The 19,779-nt window shown below is 73.3% G+C and carries 19 protein-coding genes; 4 read left to right on the top strand and 15 right to left on the bottom strand.

The genetic code is table 11. The features are described 5' to 3' along the window. Positions 1 to 42: 42 nt before the first annotated feature. From ACFVUH_RS00155 to ACFVUH_RS00205, 11 genes are all read right to left on the bottom strand, one after another. Entirely contained in the window at positions 43 to 750 is a 708-nt protein-coding gene (locus ACFVUH_RS00155; RefSeq protein ID WP_355374232.1) for a spermidine synthase, read from the bottom strand. A gap of 151 nt (positions 751 to 901) precedes the next feature. Next, a complete protein-coding gene (locus ACFVUH_RS00160; protein ID WP_387910083.1) occupies positions 902 to 1,960 on the bottom strand; it encodes a YeiH family protein in 1,059 nt (352 codons plus the stop codon). A 7-nt stretch (positions 1,961 to 1,967) separates the two neighbouring features. Then, positions 1,968 to 2,534, bottom strand: coding sequence for a cysteine dioxygenase family protein (locus ACFVUH_RS00165; protein WP_355374226.1), 567 nt, complete (start codon positions 2,532 to 2,534; stop codon positions 1,968 to 1,970). A gap of 133 nt (positions 2,535 to 2,667) precedes the next feature. Further along, on the bottom strand, positions 2,668 to 3,573 hold the full coding sequence (locus ACFVUH_RS00170) for a LysR family transcriptional regulator (RefSeq protein ID WP_387910084.1): 906 nt from the start codon (positions 3,571 to 3,573) through the stop codon (positions 2,668 to 2,670). A 202-nt stretch (positions 3,574 to 3,775) separates the two neighbouring features. Then, positions 3,776 to 4,645 (bottom strand): amino acid ABC transporter permease, encoded by an 870-nt coding sequence (locus ACFVUH_RS00175; protein WP_387910086.1) that lies wholly within the window; start codon positions 4,643 to 4,645, stop codon positions 3,776 to 3,778. Beyond that, positions 4,642 to 5,286 (bottom strand): amino acid ABC transporter permease, encoded by a 645-nt coding sequence (locus ACFVUH_RS00180; protein WP_355374219.1) that lies wholly within the window; start codon positions 5,284 to 5,286, stop codon positions 4,642 to 4,644. Before ACFVUH_RS00180 ends, ACFVUH_RS00175 begins: the two co-directional genes overlap by 4 nt. A gap of 15 nt (positions 5,287 to 5,301) precedes the next feature. Next, complete coding sequence (locus tag ACFVUH_RS00185) at positions 5,302 to 6,213, bottom strand: glutamate ABC transporter substrate-binding protein (RefSeq protein WP_387910088.1); 912 nt, start codon at positions 6,211 to 6,213, stop codon at positions 5,302 to 5,304. Positions 6,214 to 6,223: 10 nt separating this feature from the next. Then, positions 6,224 to 6,952 (bottom strand): amino acid ABC transporter ATP-binding protein, encoded by a 729-nt coding sequence (locus tag ACFVUH_RS00190; RefSeq protein ID WP_355374283.1) that lies wholly within the window; start codon positions 6,950 to 6,952, stop codon positions 6,224 to 6,226. Positions 6,953 to 7,002: 50 nt separating this feature from the next. Continuing rightward, entirely contained in the window at positions 7,003 to 7,245 is a 243-nt protein-coding gene (locus ACFVUH_RS00195) for a LapA family protein (protein ID WP_355374216.1), read from the bottom strand. A gap of 154 nt (positions 7,246 to 7,399) precedes the next feature. Next, positions 7,400 to 9,172 carry an ABC transporter ATP-binding protein gene (locus tag ACFVUH_RS00200; RefSeq protein ID WP_387910091.1) on the bottom strand — a complete coding sequence of 591 codons (1,773 nt, stop codon included), beginning with the start codon at positions 9,170 to 9,172 and terminating at the stop codon, positions 7,400 to 7,402. Between the two features lie 52 nt (positions 9,173 to 9,224). Then, positions 9,225 to 11,012 (bottom strand): ABC transporter transmembrane domain-containing protein, encoded by a 1,788-nt coding sequence (locus tag ACFVUH_RS00205; RefSeq protein ID WP_387910093.1) that lies wholly within the window; start codon positions 11,010 to 11,012, stop codon positions 9,225 to 9,227. Between the two features lie 279 nt (positions 11,013 to 11,291). Here ACFVUH_RS00205 and ACFVUH_RS00210 point away from each other — a divergent pair, with 279 nt between their 5' ends. Continuing rightward, a complete protein-coding gene (locus ACFVUH_RS00210; RefSeq protein WP_387910095.1) occupies positions 11,292 to 12,158 on the top strand; it encodes an aldo/keto reductase in 867 nt (288 codons plus the stop codon). A gap of 214 nt (positions 12,159 to 12,372) precedes the next feature. Here ACFVUH_RS00210 and ACFVUH_RS00215 read toward each other — a convergent pair whose 3' ends face one another. After that, complete coding sequence (locus tag ACFVUH_RS00215) at positions 12,373 to 13,269, bottom strand: MarR family winged helix-turn-helix transcriptional regulator (protein WP_387910096.1); 897 nt, start codon at positions 13,267 to 13,269, stop codon at positions 12,373 to 12,375. 530 nt (positions 13,270 to 13,799) lie between these two features. Between ACFVUH_RS00215 and fabG the strand changes: the two genes are divergently transcribed. Together fabG and ACFVUH_RS00225 are read left to right on the top strand one after the other, a co-directional pair. Further along, complete coding sequence (fabG, locus tag ACFVUH_RS00220) at positions 13,800 to 14,567, top strand: 3-oxoacyl-ACP reductase FabG (RefSeq protein ID WP_355374202.1); 768 nt, start codon at positions 13,800 to 13,802, stop codon at positions 14,565 to 14,567. A 232-nt stretch (positions 14,568 to 14,799) separates the two neighbouring features. Continuing rightward, positions 14,800 to 15,648 carry a phosphatase PAP2 family protein gene (locus ACFVUH_RS00225; RefSeq protein ID WP_355374199.1) on the top strand — a complete coding sequence of 283 codons (849 nt, stop codon included), beginning with the start codon at positions 14,800 to 14,802 and terminating at the stop codon, positions 15,646 to 15,648. Here ACFVUH_RS00225 and ACFVUH_RS00230 read toward each other — a convergent pair. Next, a complete protein-coding gene (locus ACFVUH_RS00230) occupies positions 15,599 to 15,787 on the bottom strand; it encodes an I78 family peptidase inhibitor (RefSeq protein WP_355374197.1) in 189 nt (62 codons plus the stop codon). The genes ACFVUH_RS00225 and ACFVUH_RS00230 overlap by 50 nt on opposite strands. 107 nt (positions 15,788 to 15,894) lie before the next feature. Between ACFVUH_RS00230 and ACFVUH_RS00235 the strand changes: the two genes are divergently transcribed. Then, complete coding sequence (locus ACFVUH_RS00235) at positions 15,895 to 16,167, top strand: DUF6343 family protein (protein WP_380687074.1); 273 nt, start codon at positions 15,895 to 15,897, stop codon at positions 16,165 to 16,167. 73 nt (positions 16,168 to 16,240) lie between these two features. On the opposite strand, the gene ACFVUH_RS00240 is transcribed toward ACFVUH_RS00235, so the two are convergent. Both ACFVUH_RS00240 and dxs read right to left on the bottom strand, forming a co-directional pair. Beyond that, positions 16,241 to 17,662 (bottom strand): aspartate aminotransferase family protein, encoded by a 1,422-nt coding sequence (locus ACFVUH_RS00240; protein ID WP_387910099.1) that lies wholly within the window; start codon positions 17,660 to 17,662, stop codon positions 16,241 to 16,243. After that, positions 17,652 to 19,589, bottom strand: a complete 1,938-nt coding sequence (dxs, locus tag ACFVUH_RS00245; protein WP_387910100.1) for a 1-deoxy-D-xylulose-5-phosphate synthase — start codon at positions 19,587 to 19,589, stop codon at positions 17,652 to 17,654. Before dxs ends, ACFVUH_RS00240 begins: the two co-directional genes overlap by 11 nt. Positions 19,590 to 19,779 lie beyond the last annotated feature (190 nt).

Raw genomic sequence — 19,779 nt, forward strand, 5'->3', positions numbered from 1 at the left:
CCGGAGCGGCCCGGCCCCTCCGCCGCCTGGCCCGTCACGCGCTCACCGCGCGCGGCGGGCCAGGTGCACGACGTCCGGTACGCCCCGGGCCACCGCGACCTCGTGGGTCACCACGTCCGTGAAGCCGGCCGCCCGCAGCGCCTGTTCGAAGGCCGCCGACGGCCGGGCGCTCCAGACCGCCAGCACCCCGCCCGGCTCCAGCCGCCGCATCAGCACCGCCAGCCCGTCCGGCCCGTACAGCCCGGCGTTGGCGTCGGTGACCGTCCAGTCCGGGCCGTTGTCGATGTCCAGGCAGAGCGCGTGGTAGCGGGCGCCGTCGGCCCCGGCCAGGTGCTCCAGCAGGTCGGTGTGCAGCACCTCGACCCGGGGATCGTCCAGCGCGCCGGCCGAGAAGGCGGCCAGCGGGCCGGCGCGGTGCCAGTCGATGACGGCGCTCTCACGCTCCACCACGGCGATCCGCCCCCAGCGCGGCTCGGCCGCCGCGTGGGCCAGCGAGAAGCCGACGCCGAGGCCCCCGATCAGCACGGCGGGCCGCGCCACCGGTCCGTCCCGGTCCAGTTCGTCCAGCGCGGCCCGGACCAGCAGCCGCTCGGAGCGTCCGTCGGCGGTGTCCATCAGGAAGCAGCCGTTGGCGATGATCTCGTAGTCCCCGCCGCGCCGCCGCAGCACCACCTCCCCGAACGGACCCTCGCGCCGGTCGAGCGTCACGACGGCGGCGGAACCGTCCCGTTCGGGCAGTGCGCTGGACATACGGGGGGTTCCTCCGCGGTGCTCGGGGACACGGACGCGCGGGCCGGCCGGCCGCCGGGCCCCGGGGCCGCACGGCCTGGGGACCACCGGGCCGACGCATCGGACCACCCGGCCGACGATAGCCCCAACCGGCGCCGGCCGCCCCGGGTTTTCACGTCGTGGCCAGCACTCCGACATAGGAGACCCCCGCGACCATCACCCAGGAGCCGAGCCCGAGCAGCGCGATCCGGCCGCCGGTGCGCACCATGGTCGGCAGGTGGACGGCGCTGCCCAGCCCGAACAGCGCGGCCGCGAGCAGCAGTTCCTGGGCGTCCCCGGCGAGGGTCAGGGCCCGCTCGGGCAGCACCCCCGTGGTGCGCAGCGCGATCATGGCCAGGAAGCCCGCGACGAACAGCGGCACCAGCGGAGGCCGCTTCCCGGCCGCCGGCGCGGTGCCGGCGCGCCGGTGCGAGCGCCGGACGGCCACCGCGACCCCGGCGACCAGCGGCGCGAGCAGGACCACCCGCATCAGCTTGACGAGCACCGCCTCGCGCAGCGCGCCCGCCCCGCCGCTCTGCGCGGTGGCGACCACCTGCCCGACGTCGTGCACGCTGGCGCCGACCCAGCGGCCGAAGCCGTCCGGGTCCAGGCCGAGCGGGTGCTGCAGCAGCGGCAGGACGGCGATGGCCAGGGTGCCGCAGAGGGTGACCAGGGCGACGGAGGCGGCGATGTCCTCCTCCTCGCTCCCGGCGGCCTGGCTGACCGCGCCGATCGCCGAGGCGCCGCAGATCGAGTAGCCGGTGGCGACCAGCAGCGGCTGGTCACCGGGCAGGCCGAGCCGGCGCCCGAGCCAGAGGGTGCCGGCGAAGGTCGCGGCGACCACCGCGAGCACCATGGCGACGGTGGCCCAGCCGAGGCCGAGCACGTCGTCCAGGCTCAGCTTGAGGCCGAGCAGCACGATGCCCAGGCGCATCAGCCGCTTGCCGGCGGTGGACAGCCCGGGCCGGGCGACGCCGCGCACCACCGGGCGCAGACCGGGCAGGTGGGCGGCGGCGACTCCGAGCAGCACGGCGGCGGTGAGCTTGGGCACGGCGGGCACGGCCTGGTGGACGGCGATCGCGGCGGTGACGCCGAGCGCGGCGAGCAGCAGGCCGGGGGCGTTCCCGCCGAGCGGGGGCAGGGCGCGGGTGCGGGTCGGGCGGACCGCGCGGTCCCGGAGGGTCAGGGCCATCCGGGGCTCACCGCCGCTCGTCGGCGGGCAGCCGGTAGACGCGCCGGATGCTGGTGCCGAGCCGGGAGACGTCGGCGCCGTACACGTGGATGGAGATGGCGGTGGCGCCGCAGGTGTTGCGCACCAGGTGGATGTCGCCGGGCGGGGCGAAGGCGGCGACGGTACCGGCCGGGCCGACCACGTGCTCGGTCTCGACGAGGTGGGCGGCGCGCCCGTCGGAGATCAGCCGGTAGCGGGTCTCGCTCTCCTGGCCCTGGTGGACGCCGGCCACGCACCAGGAGACGTGGTCGTGGATCGGGGTGCGCTGGCCGGGCAGCCAGACCAGGGCGACGACGGAGAAGGAGCCGTCGTCCTCGGCGTGCAGGACGTGCTGGCGGTAGCGCTCGGGGTCGCCCTCGCGCTGGTCCGCGGTGAGCAGTTCGCCGTCGCCCAGGTGCGGGGCGAGCCGTTCACCGACCAGGTAGGCGGTGAGCTCGGGGGGCAGGCCGCGGTCCACGACCGCGCGGATCTCGCCGACGAGCGCGGTCATGCGCTCGGTGAGCCGGCCGCCGCCGACCGTGGCTGACGTTGTCATGCCAGCAGCGTCGCCGCCGCCGACCCATCACGTCCAAGGAGGGTTCTTTCGCTCTCCCCCCATCACCGCTTATCGATTCCGGGGTGGCCGACGCGGGTCGCGGCAGGGGTTCGGCCGGAGGTCCGGCGGGGGTTCAGCACCCCACCCGGGCCGCGGCGGCCTGCCGCAGGTGGTCCAGGACGAGCGCGGTCGCCGGGATCCGCCGGTGCTCGCGGAGCACGTACGCGCTGACCTGGCGCCGCAGGTGTGGCTCGACGGCGCGGCCGGTGACCTTGCGGTGGCACATGAAGGAGAGCACCAGCGCGGGCATCAGCGCGATCCCGACCCCGGCCGCGACCAGGCTCTGCACGGCGAGGTTGTCGTCCGTGGAGAACACGATGTCCGGGGCGAAGCCCTGTTCGGCACAGACCTGCAGCAGGTTGGCCCGGCAGCGCGGACAGCCGGCGATCCAGCGCTCGCCGTCGAGGTCGGCCAGCCGGACGGCGTGCCGGCGCCCGAGCGGGTGGCCGACCGGCAGCAGCACGGTCAGCAGGTCCTCCATCAGCGGGATCTCGTCCAGCCCGGCGGGGACCTCGGCGGGCGCGCCGGGATAGCGGAAGGCCAGCGCGATGTCGCACTCCCCGCGCAGCAGCCGCTGCACCGAGTCCGGCGGTTCGGCCTCCAGGAGTTCGACCCGCACGCCGGGGTGCTCGGCGAGCAGCCGGGCCATCGCCTCCGGTATCAGGGTGGCGTTGGCGCTGGGGAAGGCGCAGACCCGCACGCGCCCGGCGCGCAGCCGGCCGAGTGCGGCCAGCTGCTGTTGGGCGGCGGAGAGGCTGTCGAGGATCTGTTCGGCGTGCCGGGCGAGCGCCTCGCCGGCCTCGGTGAGGCGCAGCCCGCGCCCGGCGCGGGTGAACAGCGGCAGGCCGACGGTGCGTTCCAGGGCCTTCATCTGCTGGGTGATGGCGGGCTGGGTGTAGCCGAGTTCGCGGGCGGCCGCCGAGTAGGAGCCCGCGCGGACGACCTCGTGGAAGGTCCTGATGTGCCGTGAGTCGAACACCGGTTCCACTGTCCCTCCGCCCGGCCGTCGTGTCGTGTCGCTGTCCGGCAATCATAAGCAGAGTTTGGAGGTACCGATCCAGACCTCGGCCGCACCTATGGTTTACCCGCGAACCGCCCACCTCCGGACGCATCCGGATCACGACCGGTCGCGATCGTTCGCCACCGGTCGCCACCGGTCGCCGTCGGTCGCCCGTCATCGCTCACGGCCGGACCGTCGGCGGCACCCCCATCGACACCTCGGCCGACGCCACCGGAGCCCCGCCGCGCGCGCTCGGACTGCGCCGGCTGCGCCGCTCGACCCAGTGGGCGAACCAGGAGAGCAGCAGGCACATGCCGATGTAGATCGGCGCGATCACCATCACCACCGGGATGAACGGCAGGTCGTAGTCCAGGTTGGTGGCGATCAGCTTGCCGGCGTGCAGGAACTCCTCATAGGTGATCAGGAAGCCCAGCGAGGTGTCCTTGAGCGCCACCACCAGCTGGCTGATGATCGCCGGCAGCATCGCCCGCGCCGCCTGCGGCACCAGGACGTACGCCATCACCTGGGACTTGCGCATACCCAGCGCGAAGGCCGCCTCCCGCTGGCCCCTGGGCACCGCGACCACCCCGGCCCGGAACACCTCGGCGAGCACCGAGCCGTTGTAGAGCACCAGCCCGGCCACCAGCGCCCAGAGCGGGGCCACCTTGAGGGCCACGAAGATGAAGAAGATCATCACCAGCAGCGGCATCGCCCGGAAGAACTCCACCACCAGGGTGGAGAGCAGGCGCACCACCCGGTGGTCGGAGAGCCGCCCGACCGCGAACAGCGCGCCGAACGGCAGGGCGAACAGCACCGTCCAGCCGAAGGCCTTGAGGGTGTTGGCGAGCCCGCGCAGCAGCAGGTCCTGGACGCCCTCGTACTGGAAGGGCGTCCACTTGGCCGCCGTGAACTGGTGGGTGTGGAAGAGCATGTAGACGATCCAGCCGATCAGCGCCGCGATCGCCAGCAGCGCGATCCCGCCGTACAGCCGGTGCCGGGCGAGTGCCTTCGGGCCGGGGACGTCGTAGAGCGCCGAGGATTCCGCCGTCATCGCGACACCGCCACTCGTCGTTCCAGGAGGTTGAACACGGCGCTGATGGCCAGGGTGATGATCAGGTAGCCGACGGCGATCCAGACGAAGGTCCAGACGATGCTGTAGCCGAGCTCGTTGATGGTCCGGTAGGTACCGAGCAGTTCGGTGACGCTGAACGAGCCGGCGATCGCGGTGTTCTTCGCCAGCGCGATCATCACACTGCCGATCGGCGCCACCACCGAGCGGTAGGCCTGTGGCAGCACCACCAGCCCCATCGTCTGGCCGAAGGTCATGCCCAGGCTGCGCGCCGCCTCGCCCTGACCGACCGGCACGGTGTTCACGCCCGCGCGCATCGCCTCGCAGACGAAGGCGGAGGTGTAGCAGCCGAGCGCGAGCACCGCGAAGGTGAAGAACGGCAGGGTGATGTCGAACCGCGGCAGGCCCAGCACCACGATGAAGAACAGCAGGGTCAGCGGGGTGTTGCGCAGCAGGGTCACCCAGGTGGTGCCGAACACCCGCAGCGGCCGCACCGGCGAGACCCGGAAGCTCGCCATCAGCACCCCGAGCACCAGCGCCAGCACGGCGCTCACCGCGAACAGCTCCAGGGTGCCGAGGAAGCCGTCCCGGTAGGTCGACCAGTTGTCGGTCAGCGTCTTCACAGCCCGGCCCTTCCCTCAGTACCGGTCGATCGGTGGCGGGGCCGGCGCGGGCACCCCGGACAGGCCCAGGGTCGCGTCGTAGGCCTTCTTCCAGTCGCCGTTCTCCTCATGGTGCGCCAGCGCGTCGTCGAGCGCGCCGCGCAGCACGGTGTCGTCCTTCGGCGTGCCGATCCCGTACGGCTCCTGGGAGAACAGCGGCCCGACCACCTTGAGCTCGTCCGGCACCTTGGCCGCGTAGCCGAGCAGGATGGTGTTGTCCGTGGTGACGGCGTCCGCCTGGGAGGTGATCAGGTTGTCGACGCAGGCCGAGTAGGTGTCGTAGCCGATCAGCTTCGCCTTCGGGTACTGCTTCTGGATCCGCTGGTACGGGGTGGAGCCGGCCGCCGAGCAGACCGTCCTGCCGTCCAGGTCCTGCGGGCCGTTGATGTCCTTGTTGTTCCTGCGCACCAGCAGCGACTGCCCGGCCATGAAGTACGGACCGGCGAAGCCGACCAGCTTCTTGCGGTTGTCGTTGATGGTGTAGGTGCCGACGTAGTAGTCGACCTGGCCGTTCTGCAGCGCGGTCTCGCGGTTGGCGGAGGCGATGGTGCGGAACTCGATCCGGTCCGGGCCGAACCCGAGGTCGGCGGCGACCATCTTGGCGATCTCGATGTCGAAGCCGGAGTACTCGCCGGTGGCCGGGTTCTTCTCGCCCAGGTAGGGCTGGTCCTCCTTGGCGCCGACCACCAGGTGGCCGCGGGCGCGGGCCGCCGCCAGGGTCGGCGAACCGCTCGCCGGGGTCCCGGTCGCCACCTGGTAGCTGGGCAGGGCGCTGGGCTGCGGCCCCTTGGGCGGCGGGGTGCCGGCCTTGCCGCAGCCGGACAGCAGCAGAGCAGGCAGCAGGACCGGCAGCAGGACCGTGGCCGCGAGGGTGGTGGGCTTCTGCACGGGGCCGGCCTCAGTGCTTCAGGATCTTGGAGAGGAAGTCCCGGGCGCGCTCGCTGCGCGGGGCGCTGAAGAACTCCTCGGGGGCCCGGTCCTCGACGATCCGTCCGTCCGCCATGAAGACCACCCGGTTGGCGGACGCGCGGGCGAAGCCCATCTCGTGGGTCACCACGATCATCGTCATGCCCTCGTGTGCCAGCTGACGCATCACGTCCAGCACCTCGGTGATCATCTCGGGGTCGAGCGCCGAGGTCGGCTCGTCGAACAGCAGGGCCTTGGGCTCCATCGCCAGCGCCCGGGCGATCGCCACCCGCTGCTGCTGGCCGCCGGACAGCTGGGCCGGGTACTTGTCGGCGTGCGCGGCCAGCCCGACCCGGTCCAGCAGCGCCCGTGACCTGTCGTCGGCCTGCGACCTGCTCCGCCCGCGCACCTTCACCTGCGCCAGTGAGACGTTCTGCAGCACGGTCCGGTGCGCGAACAGGTTGAAGGACTGGAACACCATTCCGACCTCGGCACGCAGCCGGGCCAGCCCCTTGCCCTCCTCGGGCAGGGGCCGGCCGTCGATCAGGATGGTGCCGGACTCGACCGGCTCCAGCCGGTTGATGGCCCGGCAGAGCGTGGACTTGCCGGAGCCGGAGGGGCCGATCACGACCACCACCTCGCCCCGGCCGACGGTCAGCTCGACGTCCTGCAGGACGTGCAGCGAACCGAAGTGCTTGTTGACGCCGCGCAGCTCGATCAGCGGGGTGAAGCCGCCCGGCCCGGACGCCGAGAGCGGCCCGGCGTCGGCGCTCACTTCCCGCGCCGCCCCTTCAGCAGCCAGCCGAGCGCCACACCGGCGAGCAGGGTGGCCAGCAGGGCGATCCAGAGCGGGGCGGTCACGGTGAACACCCAGAACTGGATCTTCACCTTGTCGAGGTTGGCGAACAGGAACCAGGCGGCGAGGACGACGATGACGCCGATCCCGATGTAGCGGGTGGGGATGCCGCCGATCTCGCCGCGTTTGGTACCAGAGGAGTCCGAAATCTTAGTCACCCGAGCATTCTGCGGGCACTTGGGCGCATTTGCCCGTATACGCGGCCGGAAGGGCCCGCACCGGACGGTCTTGTCCTGTGCGGGCCACCACCCGTCACCCTCCGTCAGTGTTCATCGGCGTTCGCCGGTGTTCGCCGGTGTTCGCCGGTGTTCGTCAGTGTTCGTCGCGCCAGGAGCGCCACAGCGCCGCGTACGGACCGCCGGCCGCCACCAGCTCGGGGTGGCTGCCGTACTCGCTGATCCGCCCGTCCTCCACCACCGCGATCACGTCGGCGTCGTGGGCGGTGTGCAGCCGGTGGGCGATGGCGATCACCGTCCGGCCCTCCAGCACCCGGGAGAGCGAGCGCTCCAGGTGCCGGGCGGCCCGCGGGTCCAGCAGCGAGGTGGCCTCGTCCAGCACCAGGGTGTGCGGATCGGCCAGCACCAGCCGGGCCAGCGCCAGCTGCTGCGCCTGCGGCGGCGTCAGCGCGGCGCCGCCGGAGCCGACCTCGGTGTCCAGCCCGGCCTCCAGCGCGTCCACCCACGCCCCGGCGTCCACCGCGTCCAGCGCCCGGCGCAGCTCGGCGTCGTCGGCGTCCGGCGCGGCCAGCCGCAGGTTGTCGCGCAGCGTCCCGACGAAGACGTGGTGCTCCTGGTTGACCAGCGCCACCTCGGCGCGCACCCGCTCGGCCGGCATCCGCGACAGCGCCGCCCCGCCGAGGGTCACGCTGCCCCGGCCGGGGGCGTAGATCCCGGCCAGCAGCCGGCCCAGGGTGGACTTGCCCGCCCCGGACGGGCCGACCAGCGCCACCCGGCTGCCCGGGGCGACGTCCAGGCTGATGCCGTGCAGCACGTCGGCGCCCTCCCGGTAGCCGAAGCGCACGTCCCGCGCCTCGACCCGCCGCCCGCTCGGCCGGACCTCGTGGTCGCCCACGGCCCGCGGCACCTCCTGGACGCCGACCAGCCGGGCCAGCGAGGCCTGGCCGATCTGCAGCTCGTCGTACCAGCGCAGGAGCAGATCGGCCGGCGCCGCCAGGGCCTGGGCGTACAGCACCCCGGTGGTCAGCTGGCCCACGGTGATCCAGCCCCGCAGCGCGAACAGCCCGCCCAGGACCAGCGGACCGAGCACGGCCAGCGTGTACGTCGCGTCGATGGTCGGGAACCAGGCCGAGCGCAGCCAGAGGGTGTACCGCTCCCAGGCGATCCACTCCGTCAGCTTGCGGTCGGTCAGCCGGACCCGCTGCTCGCCGAGCCGCAGCGCCTCGACCGTACGCCCGGCGTCGACCGTCTCGGCCAGGACGGAGTTCACCGCCGCGTACCCCGCCGACTCGCTGCGGTAGGACTGCGGGGCCCGCCGGAAGTACCAGCGGGAGGAGACCAGCAGCACCGGCACGCCGATCAGCGAGGAGAGCGCCAGCAGCGGCGAGGTCACCACCAGGGCCCCGAGCACCAGCAGCAGCGAGACGACCGCCACGGCCAGCTCCGGCACCGCCTGGCGCACCGACTTGTCCAGCCGGTCGATGTCGGTCGTGCCCCGGGATACCAGGTCCCCCGTACCGGCCCGCTCCAGGACGCCGGTGGGCAGCGCCACCGAACGGACCAGGAAGTCCTCCCGCAGGTCGGCCAGCACCCGCTCGCCGAGCACCGCGCCGCGCAGCCGCGACCACCAGGTGAACGCGGACTGCGCCGCCAGCGCGAGCAGGTACCAGGCCACGGCGACGGTGAGGGTGGACCCGGCGGTGCCGGCGGCCAGTGACTCGACGAGCGTGCCGAGCACCCAGGGGCCGACCAGCCCGGCCACGGTGGCCACCGCGTGCAGCCCGACCACGGCCGAGAAGGCTCCCCGGTGACGCCGGGCCAGCAGTCGCACGTACGCGCGCACGGCGGTGGGCGAGCCGATCGGCAGGGTGGTGGCCGGCCGCTGCTCCTGGTGGGCGGGGGGCTTCATGCGTCACTCCTCGACTCGCTGCGGTGCGCGCCCCTCCGGGCGGCGGTGGTCCTCATGACGGCTCCCCCGCCGGTGCCGGCTCCTCGGCGCGGGTGACCACCGCCCGGTAGGCCGGCTCCGTCAGCATCAGCTCGCGGTGGACGCCGCTCGCCGCGACCCGGCCGCCGCGCACCAGCACCACCCGGTCCGCCTGGTCGAGCAGCAGCGGACTGGTGGCGAAGACCACCGTGGTGCGCCCCTCACGGTTCTTCCGCAGCCCGGCGGCGATCCGGGACTCGGTGTGCGCGTCGACCGCGCTGGTCGGCTCGTCCAGCACCAGCACCGGCGGGTCGGCCAGCAGCGACCGGGCCAGCGCCAGCCGCTGCCGCTGCCCACCGGACAGCGAGCGCCCCCGCTCGGTGATCTCCGCCGCCATCACGTCCTCCCCTCCCGCCGCGTCCGAGGGGGCCCGGGCGCCGTCCGCCAACGCGTCCAGCACGTCCTGCGCGCGGGCCGCGGCGAGCGCCTCCCACGGATCGACCCGGCCGGAGGCCGGAACGTCGAACAGCGCCGCCAGGGTGCCGGAGAGCAGCACCGGTTCCTTGTCGTGCACCAGGACCGCGGCCCGCGCCTCGGCCAACGGGACGGCGTCCAGCTCGGTGCCGCCGAGGCGGACGGAGGGCTGCGGCCGCCTCTCCTCGCCCAGCGGGACGTGCCCGCCGAGCCGTTCGGCGAGCGCGCCGGCGAAGTCCGGGTCGCCGCAGACCACGGCGGTCAGCTCGCCGGCCCGGGCGGTCAGCCCGGTGAGCGGGTCGAACAGGTCGGAGCGGGCCGGGTCGGCGAGCCGGGCGTCCGCACCGCCCTCGGTGCGGGCCAGCGAGAGCACCCGCACGGCGCGCCCGGCGGAGACCTTGGCCACGCTCCAGGCGTGCGCCGCCTCGCCGAGGATCCGCAGCGGCGCGGCCAGGAACGCGGTGGCGCCGTAGACCGCGACCAGGGTGCCCACCGAGATCCGCCCGTCGGCCGCCAGCCGGACGCCGTACCAGGTGACGCCGACCACGAAGAGGCCGGGCAGCAGCACCTGCTGGGCCTGCATCAGGGACCGGATCCGGGCCGAGCGGACGGCCGCGGCACGGACCTTCTGGGAGGCGGCCCGGTAGCGGTCGAGGAAGAGCTCCTCACCGCCGATGCCGCGCAGCACCCGGAGCCCGGCCACCGTGTCGGCGGCCAGCTCGGTGGCCTTGCCGCCGAGGGCGCGCTGCTCGCCGTAGCGGCGCTCCAGCGGCGCGAGCAGCGGCCAGACCGAGGCGGCGAGCACCGGCACCCCGAGCAGGACGGCCAGACCGAGCGTCGGCTGGACGACGAGCACCGCGGTGCCGGTGGCCAGCCAGACGGCGACCGCGCCGCGCAGCCGGGCGAGGAGTTCGACGTACCAGCCGATCTTCTCGACGTCCCCGCTGCCGACCGCGACGATCTCGCCGGTGGCGATCCGCCGGGACAGCCCGGAGCCGAGGTGGGAAGCCTGACGGGACACCAGCTGACGGACCTGGGTGACGGCGTGGATCCAGTTCCAGACCGACTGGCGGTGCAGCAGCACGGTACCGACCGCGGACACCGCGGCCAGGGCCAGGGCGAGCGCGCCGGCCCGCCACAGGGCGCCGGAGTCCCCGTCGACGACGGCCTGCACGCCGAGGCCGACCGGCACCGGAAGGGCGGCCTGACAGCCCATCTCCAGCAGCGCCCAGCAGGTGGCGAGCACCTGGCCGCGCCGCTGGTCGCGCCGGAGCCGGCGCAGGAAGGCGGAGGGGGAGGAAAGTTCGGGCCGACCGGGATCGGCCAGGGGGAGGGTTTTGAGCAGCATGACGATCCGTTGCGGGGCGGTGCGGGCGGAGGGTGCGGAGGACGGCCGGTAGGGTCACGGCCGTGGGTTCGTCAAGAGGTCATGGCAGTGAGCCTGCCAACCCGGATGTGATCTGCGCAACAGGTTTTCCAGGCACCCGGCCGACGCCGTAGTGTTGTGCACGCGCCGGTAGCACGCGTCGGAAAATTTCCCCCCGCCGGGAACATTCCCGACCAGCGCCCCGGTTGCCCCATCAGGACCACAGAACCACATGGACGACCAGGAGAGGGCACTCCTTCCGTGAGCAACATTCCCAGCATCACGCTCAACGACGGCACCCGGATCCCCCAGCTCGGCTTCGGGGTCTGGCAGGTGCCGGACGCGGAGGCCACCGCCGCCGTCCGCACCGCGATCAAGGCCGGCTACCGCTCGATCGACACCGCCGCGATCTACGAGAACGAGGCCGGCACCGGCAAGGCGATCGCCGAGGCCCTGGCCGGCGGCGCCGTCGCCCGCGAGGACCTGTACATCACCACCAAGCTGTGGAACTCCGGCACCCGCGACTGGTCCGGCGAGCAGGGCCGCGACGCGGTGCTGCGCGAGTTCGACGCCTCGCTGGACCGGCTCGGCCTGGACTACCTCGACCTCTACCTCATCCACTGGCCGCGTCCGATGCACGGCAGCTACCTCAACGTCTGGAAGGCGCTGGAGCAGCTGAAGGCCGACGGCCGGGTCCGCTCGGTCGGCGTCTCCAACTTCGGCACCGAGCAGCTGACCCGGATCGTCGAGGAGTCCTCGCTCCTGCCGGCGCTGAACCAGGTCGAGCTGCACCCGTACTTCCCGCAGGAGGAGCTGCGCGCCTTCCACGCCCGGCACGGCATCGCCACCGAGGCGTGGAGCCCGCTCGGCCAGGGCAAGGAGCTGCTGTCCGAGCCGGCGCTGGCCCGGATCGCCGACAAGCACGGCCGCACCGTCGCCCAGGTGGTGCTCCGCTGGCACCTGCAGAGCGGTGTCATCGCGATCCCGAAGTCGGTCACCCCCTCGCGGATCAAGGAGAACCTGGACGTCGCCGGCTTCGAGCTGGACGCCGAGGACCTCGCCGCGGTCGCCGGCATCGCCACCGGCACCCGGATCGGCCCGGACCCGCAGGAGTTCGACTGGAGCTGACCCGCCCGGCGGCCCCGGCCGCCCGAGGACCGGTCACCCCGAGCCCGACGCGAAGGCCGCCCTCCCCCGTTCGGGGAGGGCGGCCTTCACCGCATTGACGGGCGGAGCCCGTCAACGGCCCGGGACCGGCGGGCCCTGATCGGCCGGCGGACGACTGGCGACCGACCGGCGGCCGACTGATGAATCGTTTTGGCTGACAGTCGCGACGTTCCGGCTACAGCCGGGCCGCCTTGGCGATCAGCGCGAGCGCGGCCTCGTGCTCGTCCTCCTCCAGCGGCGCCAGCAGCAGCAGCTGGACCTGGGCGACGCCCGCGGCCGAACGGTGCAGCAGGTCCTGTCCCGCCGGTGAGAGCGAGAGCAGGTTGCGCCGTCCGTCCGAGGGGTCGCGGCGACGCTGGACCAGGCCGCGCCGGACCAGCCGGCTGACCATCTCGGCCATCGTGGCCTTGTCCAGCGACGCCAGCTCGCCCACCGTGCGCTGGTCGGCGCCCGGCTCCAGTTCGAGCGCGTCGAGCACCGCGTACTGCGGCGCCGTCAGCTCCGAACCGACGTGCTCCGACCAGAGCTTGGTGTGCACCTGCTGGCTCACCCGGATCAGGTAGCCGATCGCCCGCTGGGCGTCCAGCATCGGTCGCGCGTCCGTCAGGACGGCGACCTGGGCCGGCTCCAGTCTGGCTATCTTGGCCATCACACGGACGATCTCCAGCTGCTCCTCCGGAGTGAGCGGCTCGAAGAGCGTGCGCTGCACGCGGACCACTCCGCCGGTGGCCTCACGGACAGCCTGGGCCCCGCTCTGCGAGAGAGCGAGCAACTTGCGCCGGCCGTCGGCCGGGTCTCGGCGCCGCAGCACCAGGCCGCGCCGGACCAGCCGGGCGACCATCTCGGCCATCGTGGCCTTGTCGAGCGAGGCACGCTCTCCCACCGTGCGCTGGTCGGCGCCCGGTTCGAGGGCGAGGACCAGCAGGACCGCGAACTGCGGAGCCGTGAGATCGGCTCCGACGTGTTCGGACCACAGACGGGTGTGGACCTGCTGTGCAACGCGGATGAGGTGTCCGGGCGACTGCTGCAGTCGCGCGGACACGCGGGTCGTCGGGATCTCCCCCAGCACCATGTATCCGTCCCGATGTCACACCCGGTGTGTGTGGGACACCCGGGTGGGGCAGTAACGGCGAGTGGGCGTCCCGCTGTTCGGGAGGGCGCTCCAGCCGTGCAGCCGGTGGCTGCTGGCGGACACTATACAAACGGCGGGCCCTCGCTGGCAGGCAGGGGCGGATAGTAGACGCAGGTTCGGCAACATTGGCATATTTACTCGCCGCGCCGACCCGCCGGTAACCCGTTCGCAGGAGAAAGCCGACCGGTCGGTCCTTACCCACGGTCACCTGCGCCTTCACCCTGGCCGAGCCCCCTACCCGCCGGTAGGGTGTGGCCACCGGGGCGGATCGGGCCTGCGGAGCGGCCCGGTGGAACCCGGATGCCCCTGAGCGGTTCCTGGGAGTCTCCTGGGTTCCCGGGCCCGCACCCGGCCGTCCGGCGGGCCGACTCCGGAGCGCGACCGGCGCCGACCGGGTGGGCTGCGAACCCTGGCCACCTGCAACTGACCTGCAACAACGCCCGATTACTCCGAGAGAGACGAGACCGAGCATGACCGAGCAGACCACCACCCCCCGGGTCGCCGTCGTCACCGGCGCCGCGCGCGGACTGGGCGCCGCCACCGCCGAGCGACTGGCCGCCGACGGCTACGCGGTGGCCGTCCTCGACCTGGAGGAGTCGGCCGGCCGGGAGACCGTCGAGCGCATCACCGCCGCCGGCGGCCGCGCCCTCGCCGTCGGCGCCGACGTCTCGGACGCCGGCCAGGTCCAGGCCGCCGTCGAGCGGATCGCCGCCGAACTCGGCGCGCCGGTCGTGCTCGTCAACAACGCGGGCGTGCTGCGCGACAACCTGATCTTCAAGATGACCGAGTCGGACTGGGACACGGTCATGAACGTGCACCTGCGCGGCGCGTTCCTGATGACCCGGGCGGTCCAGAAGTACATGGTGGACGCCGGTTTCGGACGGATCGTCAACCTGTCGTCGTCCTCCGCCCAGGGCAACCGCGGCCAGGCCAACTACTCGGCCGCCAAGGCCGGTCTGCAGGGCTTCACCAAGACCCTGGCCATCGAGCTCGGCAAGTTCGGCATCACCGCCAACGCGGTCGCGCCCGGCTTCATCGCCACCGACATGACCGCCGCCACCGCCGCCCGGGTCGGCATGGACTTCGAGGACTTCAAGGCCGCCGCCGCCACCCAGATCCCGGTCCAGCGGGTCGGTGTGCCGCAGGACGTGGCCAACGCCATCGCGTTCTTCGCCTCGGAGGGCGCCGGCTTCGTCTCCGGACAGGTCCTCTACGTGGCCGGCGGCCCCCTCGACTGAGCCACCGGACCTACACAGGGTTACCACGGGGTGGGAACCGGGGCGTCCGGTCTCCCGCCCCGTTCTTTTTGCCCGAACTTGGGGAAAAGCACACGAACCCCTTACGGGCATTCGATCCGAAAACGCCGTTGGATCGTCCTGAAACAGACCTTGGCCGATCGGAGAACGGCTTTGCCGGGGAATTCCGAATGGAACAGGGAATCACGCTGCGTCGCTGGGTAGGTTCACCGCCGTGCAAGCGCCGCGTGAACAGCCTGGCCGCCCCGAGCCCCTGACCACCCGCCCCGAGCACCCGACCGTCCGCCGCGAGCGCCCGCGCGCCACCCGCCCCGAGCACCCGCGCGCCCCCCGCCGAGGGTCCGCCCGCCCGCCCCTCGGCCGCCGGCAGACCGCCCTGCTGGGCCTCGCCGCGCTCGGCTACCTGCTGGTCGCCGTCGCCGTCCTGCTGGACACCTCGCTGGTCGACCTCGACTGGAAGATACGCCTGTACCGGCCCGAGGAGCACTGGCCCGGCCTGCAGCCGCTGCTCGACACCTGGGTGGTGGCCGGCCAGCGCGGCCCCTCCGCCCTCGCCGCCTTCGCCTGGCTCGGCTGGCGCGCCCGCCGGCTGGGCCGGATCCGGCCGCTGCTGGTGATGGGCGCCGCCCTGCTGCTGCTCAACCTCACGGTCGGCGGAGTCAAGATCGTCACCGGCCGGCTCGGCCCCCACTACGCCCGGTACGTCGGCTCCCCCGAGCTCTTCTCCGGCGGCACCATCTTCCCCTCCGGCCACACCGCGAACGCCGTGGTCACCTGGGGCGTGCTCGCCTACCTGGCGGTCCGCTGGCGGCGCCTCGGCGCGCTGCTGGCGGGCGCCACCGCCTGGTCGGTCGGCCTCACCACCGTCTACCTGGGCACCCACTGGGTCACCGACGTGCTGGCCGGCTGGGCCGCCGGGCTGCTCGTCCTGCTCTCGCTCCCACTGCTGGAACCGCTGGTGCTGGCCGCCGAACGCCGGCTCACCCGGCGCCGGCGGGCGGCCGGGACCGGGCTCACCCCTCCCAGCTGCGTACCACCAGCCCGTCGCGCACCGCGAGGTTGAGCCGCCCCTCCCGGTAGTCCATGGTCATCGCCGCCCCCTGCGGCAGCACTCGCACCGAGGCCCAGCCGTGCCGGCGGGCCAGCTCCTCGGCCCGCTCGACCCGCAGCCCCGCGTAACCCTCCGCGTCCGTGTCCGTCATCGCCCCTCCCCGGCTCGCCCAGCGGACGTACGCTGGAATCGTAGACCGTCCGTACGGAACCGGCCGCACGGACCGGGGGGACCGGCAGCACCGGGAGGTGACCGCGGATGCCCGCCACCACCCCGCGACGATGGCGCAGCGGCACCGAGCCCGCCACCGCCCGCAGCGACCTCAAGCTGCGCTACCTGCTCTCGCTGACCTTCACCCCGCTGTTCGCGCTGGCCACCGCGGCCTTCGCGTTCTGGGCCGCGAACGCCCCCGCGTTCGGGGCGCCGAGCCGAGGCACCCTCACCGGCTTCGCCGTGGCCTGCGGAATCCTCACCCTGTTCGCCGTCGTCGATCTCGTCGTCGTCATCCGGCGCCGCCGGACCGAACTCTGACGCGGTGTCTCCCGCGGGGCGGGAAGCCGGTCCCGGCCTCCCACCCCCCGAACGGATCCCCCCCCGCACGGACTCAGCGGTTGCTGACCGCCTGCTTGACCAGCGTCCGGCCGAAGTCCCACATCAGGCCGCTCCCCCGGTGCGCGTCCTCCATCACCTCGGTGAAGGCCGCCATGAACCGGTCCACGTCCCGCTCGGTGATGATCAGCGGCGGGATCAGCTTGATCACCTCCAGGTGGTCCCCGGACACCTGGGTGAGGATCCGGTGCCGCTGCAGCAGCGGGACGACCACCATCTGGGCGAACAGGCCCTTGCGGGCCGCCTGCAGCGCCGTCCATCCGGTCCGCAGCTTCAGCGACTTCGGCCGGCCGAACTCGATGCCGATCATCAGCCCGCGCCCGCGCACCTCGGCGAGCAGCTCGTAGCGGTCGACCAGTTCGGTGAGCCGCTCCCGGAAGTGGTCGCCCACCTTGCGGGCGTTCTCCACCACCCGCTCGTCCCGGACGACCTCCAGGGTCGCCAGGCCGGCCGCCATCGCCTGGGCGTTGGAGCCGAAACTGGCGGAGTGCACCAGCACCCGGTCCATCGAGGAGTACACCTTCTCGAAGATCCAGCCCTTGCCGAGGGTCGCCCCGACCGGCACGTAGCCGCCGGAGAGCGCCTTGGCCGCGCAGACCAGGTCCGGCAGCACGCCGTCCTCGTGCTGGTAGGCGAAGAAGTCGCCGGTGCGCCCGATGCCGGTCTGCACCTCGTCGCAGATCAGCAGCGCCTTGTGCTCGTGCAGCAGCTCCTGCGCGGCCCGCAGCCAGCCGGGCGGGGCCGCCTGCACGCCCTTGCCCTGGATCGGCTCGACGATCAGCGCCGCGACGTCGCCGCGCTTCAGCTCCTTGGCCAGGGCCGCCAGGTCGCCGAGCGGGATCGCGGTGTCCGGCAGCAGCGGGTCGAAGCCCTTGCGGAACCCGCTCTCGCCGTTCACCGAGAGCGATCCGGTGGTCAGCCCGTGGAAGGCGTGGTCGGCGTAGAGGATCCGCTTGCGGCCGGTGGCGTACCGGGCGAACTTGAGCGCGGTCTCCACCGCCTCGGTGCCGCTGTTGCCGAAGAACACCCGGTCCAGTCCGGGCGCGTACGACAGCAGGCGTTCGGCGAGCAGGCCGGGCAGCGGCGAGCAGTCGAAGCGCACCAGGTCCGGCAGGTCGAGGTCCATCACCTGCTGGACGGCCGAGCGGACCACGGGGTGGTGGCGGCCCAGCGCGAAGATGCCGAAGCCGGCCAGCATGTCGAGGTACTCGTTGCCCTCGGCGTCGTAGAAGTACTGCCCGCGGGCCCGTTCGTAGTACTTGTCAAAGCCGATGGTGTGCAGCATCCGGCTCAGCTGCGGGTTCAGGTAGCGGCTCTGCAGCTCGTACCGCTCGCCGCCGCGTTCGGCGAGCAGGGCGGCCAGGTCGAAGCCACCCGGACGGTCGAGGCGGTCGGTGCTGTCGGGGTCAGCCGGCATGGTGCTGGTTCGCTCCTCGGTTCGGAAGTCCCCGGTCCGGTAGTCCTCGGGCCGGTAGCAGGTGCTTGGCGAAGGCGGCGGTCTGGGCGGCGACCCCGGTGCCGGTCAGCCCGGCCTCCTCCAGGATCTCGCCGCGCGCGGCGTGCCCGAGGAACTCCTGCGGCAGGCCCAGCACCCGCACCGGGACGTCCACGTCCGCGTCGCGCAGCGCCAGCGCGATCGCCGCGCCGACGCCGCCGACCCGGCCGTTGTCCTCCACGGTGACCACCAGCCGGTGCCCGGCGGCGAGCGCGGGCAGCGCCGGATCGACCGGCTTGACCCAGCGCGGGTCGACCACGGTCGCGGTGAACCCCTCGGCGAGCAGCAGCCGGGCCGCGTCCAGCGCGGCGCCGGCCATGGTGCCGACGGCGATCAGCAGGATCTCCGGCAGCTCCCCGGTGCGCAGCAGGACGTCCACGCCGCCGGTCCGCTCGACGGCGGGCACGGCCGGGCCGACGGTGCCCTTGGGGAAGCGGACCACGGTCGGGGCGTCGTCGACCTCGACGGCCTCGCGCAGCTGGGCGCGCAGCTGGTCGGCGTCGCGCGGGGCGGCGAGCCGCAGGCCGGGGACGACCTGGAGGATCGACAGGTCCCACATGCCGTTGTGCGAGGCGCCGTCGTTGCCGGTGACGCCGGAGCGGTCCAGCACGAACGTGACGCCCAGCCCGTGCAGGGCGACGTCCATCAGCACCTGGTCGAAGGCCCGGTTGAGGAAGGTCGCGTAGACCGCCACCACCGGGTGCAGCCCGCCGGTGGCCAGGCCCGCCGCGCTGGTGACGGCGTGCTGCTCGGCGATGCCGACGTCGAAGGTCCGCTCCGGGAAGGCCCTGGCGAACGGGGCCAGGCCGACCGGCTGGAGCATCGCCGCGGTGATCGCCACCAGGTCCGGCCGCTCGGCGCCGAGGGCCAGCAGCTCGTCGCCGAACACCGAGGTCCAGGAGACGCCGCCGCTGGGCGAGATCGGCAGGCAGGTGTACGGGTCGATCGGGTTGACGGCGTGGAAGCGGTCGGCCTCGTCCTGCTCGGCGGGCCGGTAGCCGCGGCCCTTGACGGTGAGGCAGTGCACGATGACCGGGCCGCCGAAGCCGCGGGCCTTGGTGAGCGCGGACTCCAGGGCGGTGAGGTCGTGGCCGTCGATCGGGCCGAGGTACTTGAGACCGAGGTCCTCGAACATGCCCTGCGGGGCGAAGGCGTCCTTGAAGCCCTTCTTGGCGCCGTGCAGCGCGTCGAAGATCGGCTGGCCGACCACGGGGGTGCGCTGCAGCGCGTCCTTGCCCCAGGACAGGAAGCGCTCGTAGCCCTGGGTGGTGCGCAGCGCGGCGAGGTGGTTGGCGAGTCCGCCGATGGTGCGGGCGTAGGAGCGCTCGTTGTCGTTGACGACGATGACGAGCGGGCGGTCCTTGGCGGCGGCGATGTTGTTGAGCGCCTCCCAGGCGAGGCCCCCGGTGAGCGCGCCGTCGCCGATGACGGCCACCACCGGGTCGTCGCGGCCGAGCAGCTGGTTGGCCTTGGCCAGGCCGTCGGCGTAGGAGAGCGCGGTGGAGGCGTGCGAGTTCTCGACGAGGTCGTGCTCGGACTCGGCGCGCGAGGGGTAGCCGGACAGGCCGCCCCTGGCACGCAGCCGGGAGAAGTCCTGGCGGCCGGTGAGCAGTTTGTGGACGTAGCTCTGGTGGCCGGTGTCCCAGACGATCCGGTCGCGCGGGGAGTCGAAGACCCGGTGCAGGGCGATGGTCAGTTCGACGACGCCGAGGTTGGGGCCGAGGTGGCCGCCGGTGCGGGTGACGGCGTCGATCAGGAAGTCGCGGATCTCGTCGGCGAGCCGGGGCAGCTCGGCGGCCGGGAGGGTTCGCAGGTCCGCCGGGGATGTGACGCCGGAGAGCAGTGACATGGCTTTCACCTCACGACTCGAGAGCGGTGCGCTGGTGCCCCGCCGTGGCCGTGCCGCGCGGGGTGGCCCGGCCCGGGTCGGCGGCCCGGGCCGGACGGGGCGGCCGGCGGGGTGGGCCCGCCGCCCACCGGGGCGCTCAGCCGCTCCGGGTGGGGCCCACGGTAACGGTGATAGCCCCCACGGACAACAT

It is taken from the genome of Kitasatospora sp. NPDC058032 (assembly GCF_042885845.1).
GTDB lineage: Bacteria > Actinomycetota > Actinomycetes > Streptomycetales > Streptomycetaceae > Kitasatospora.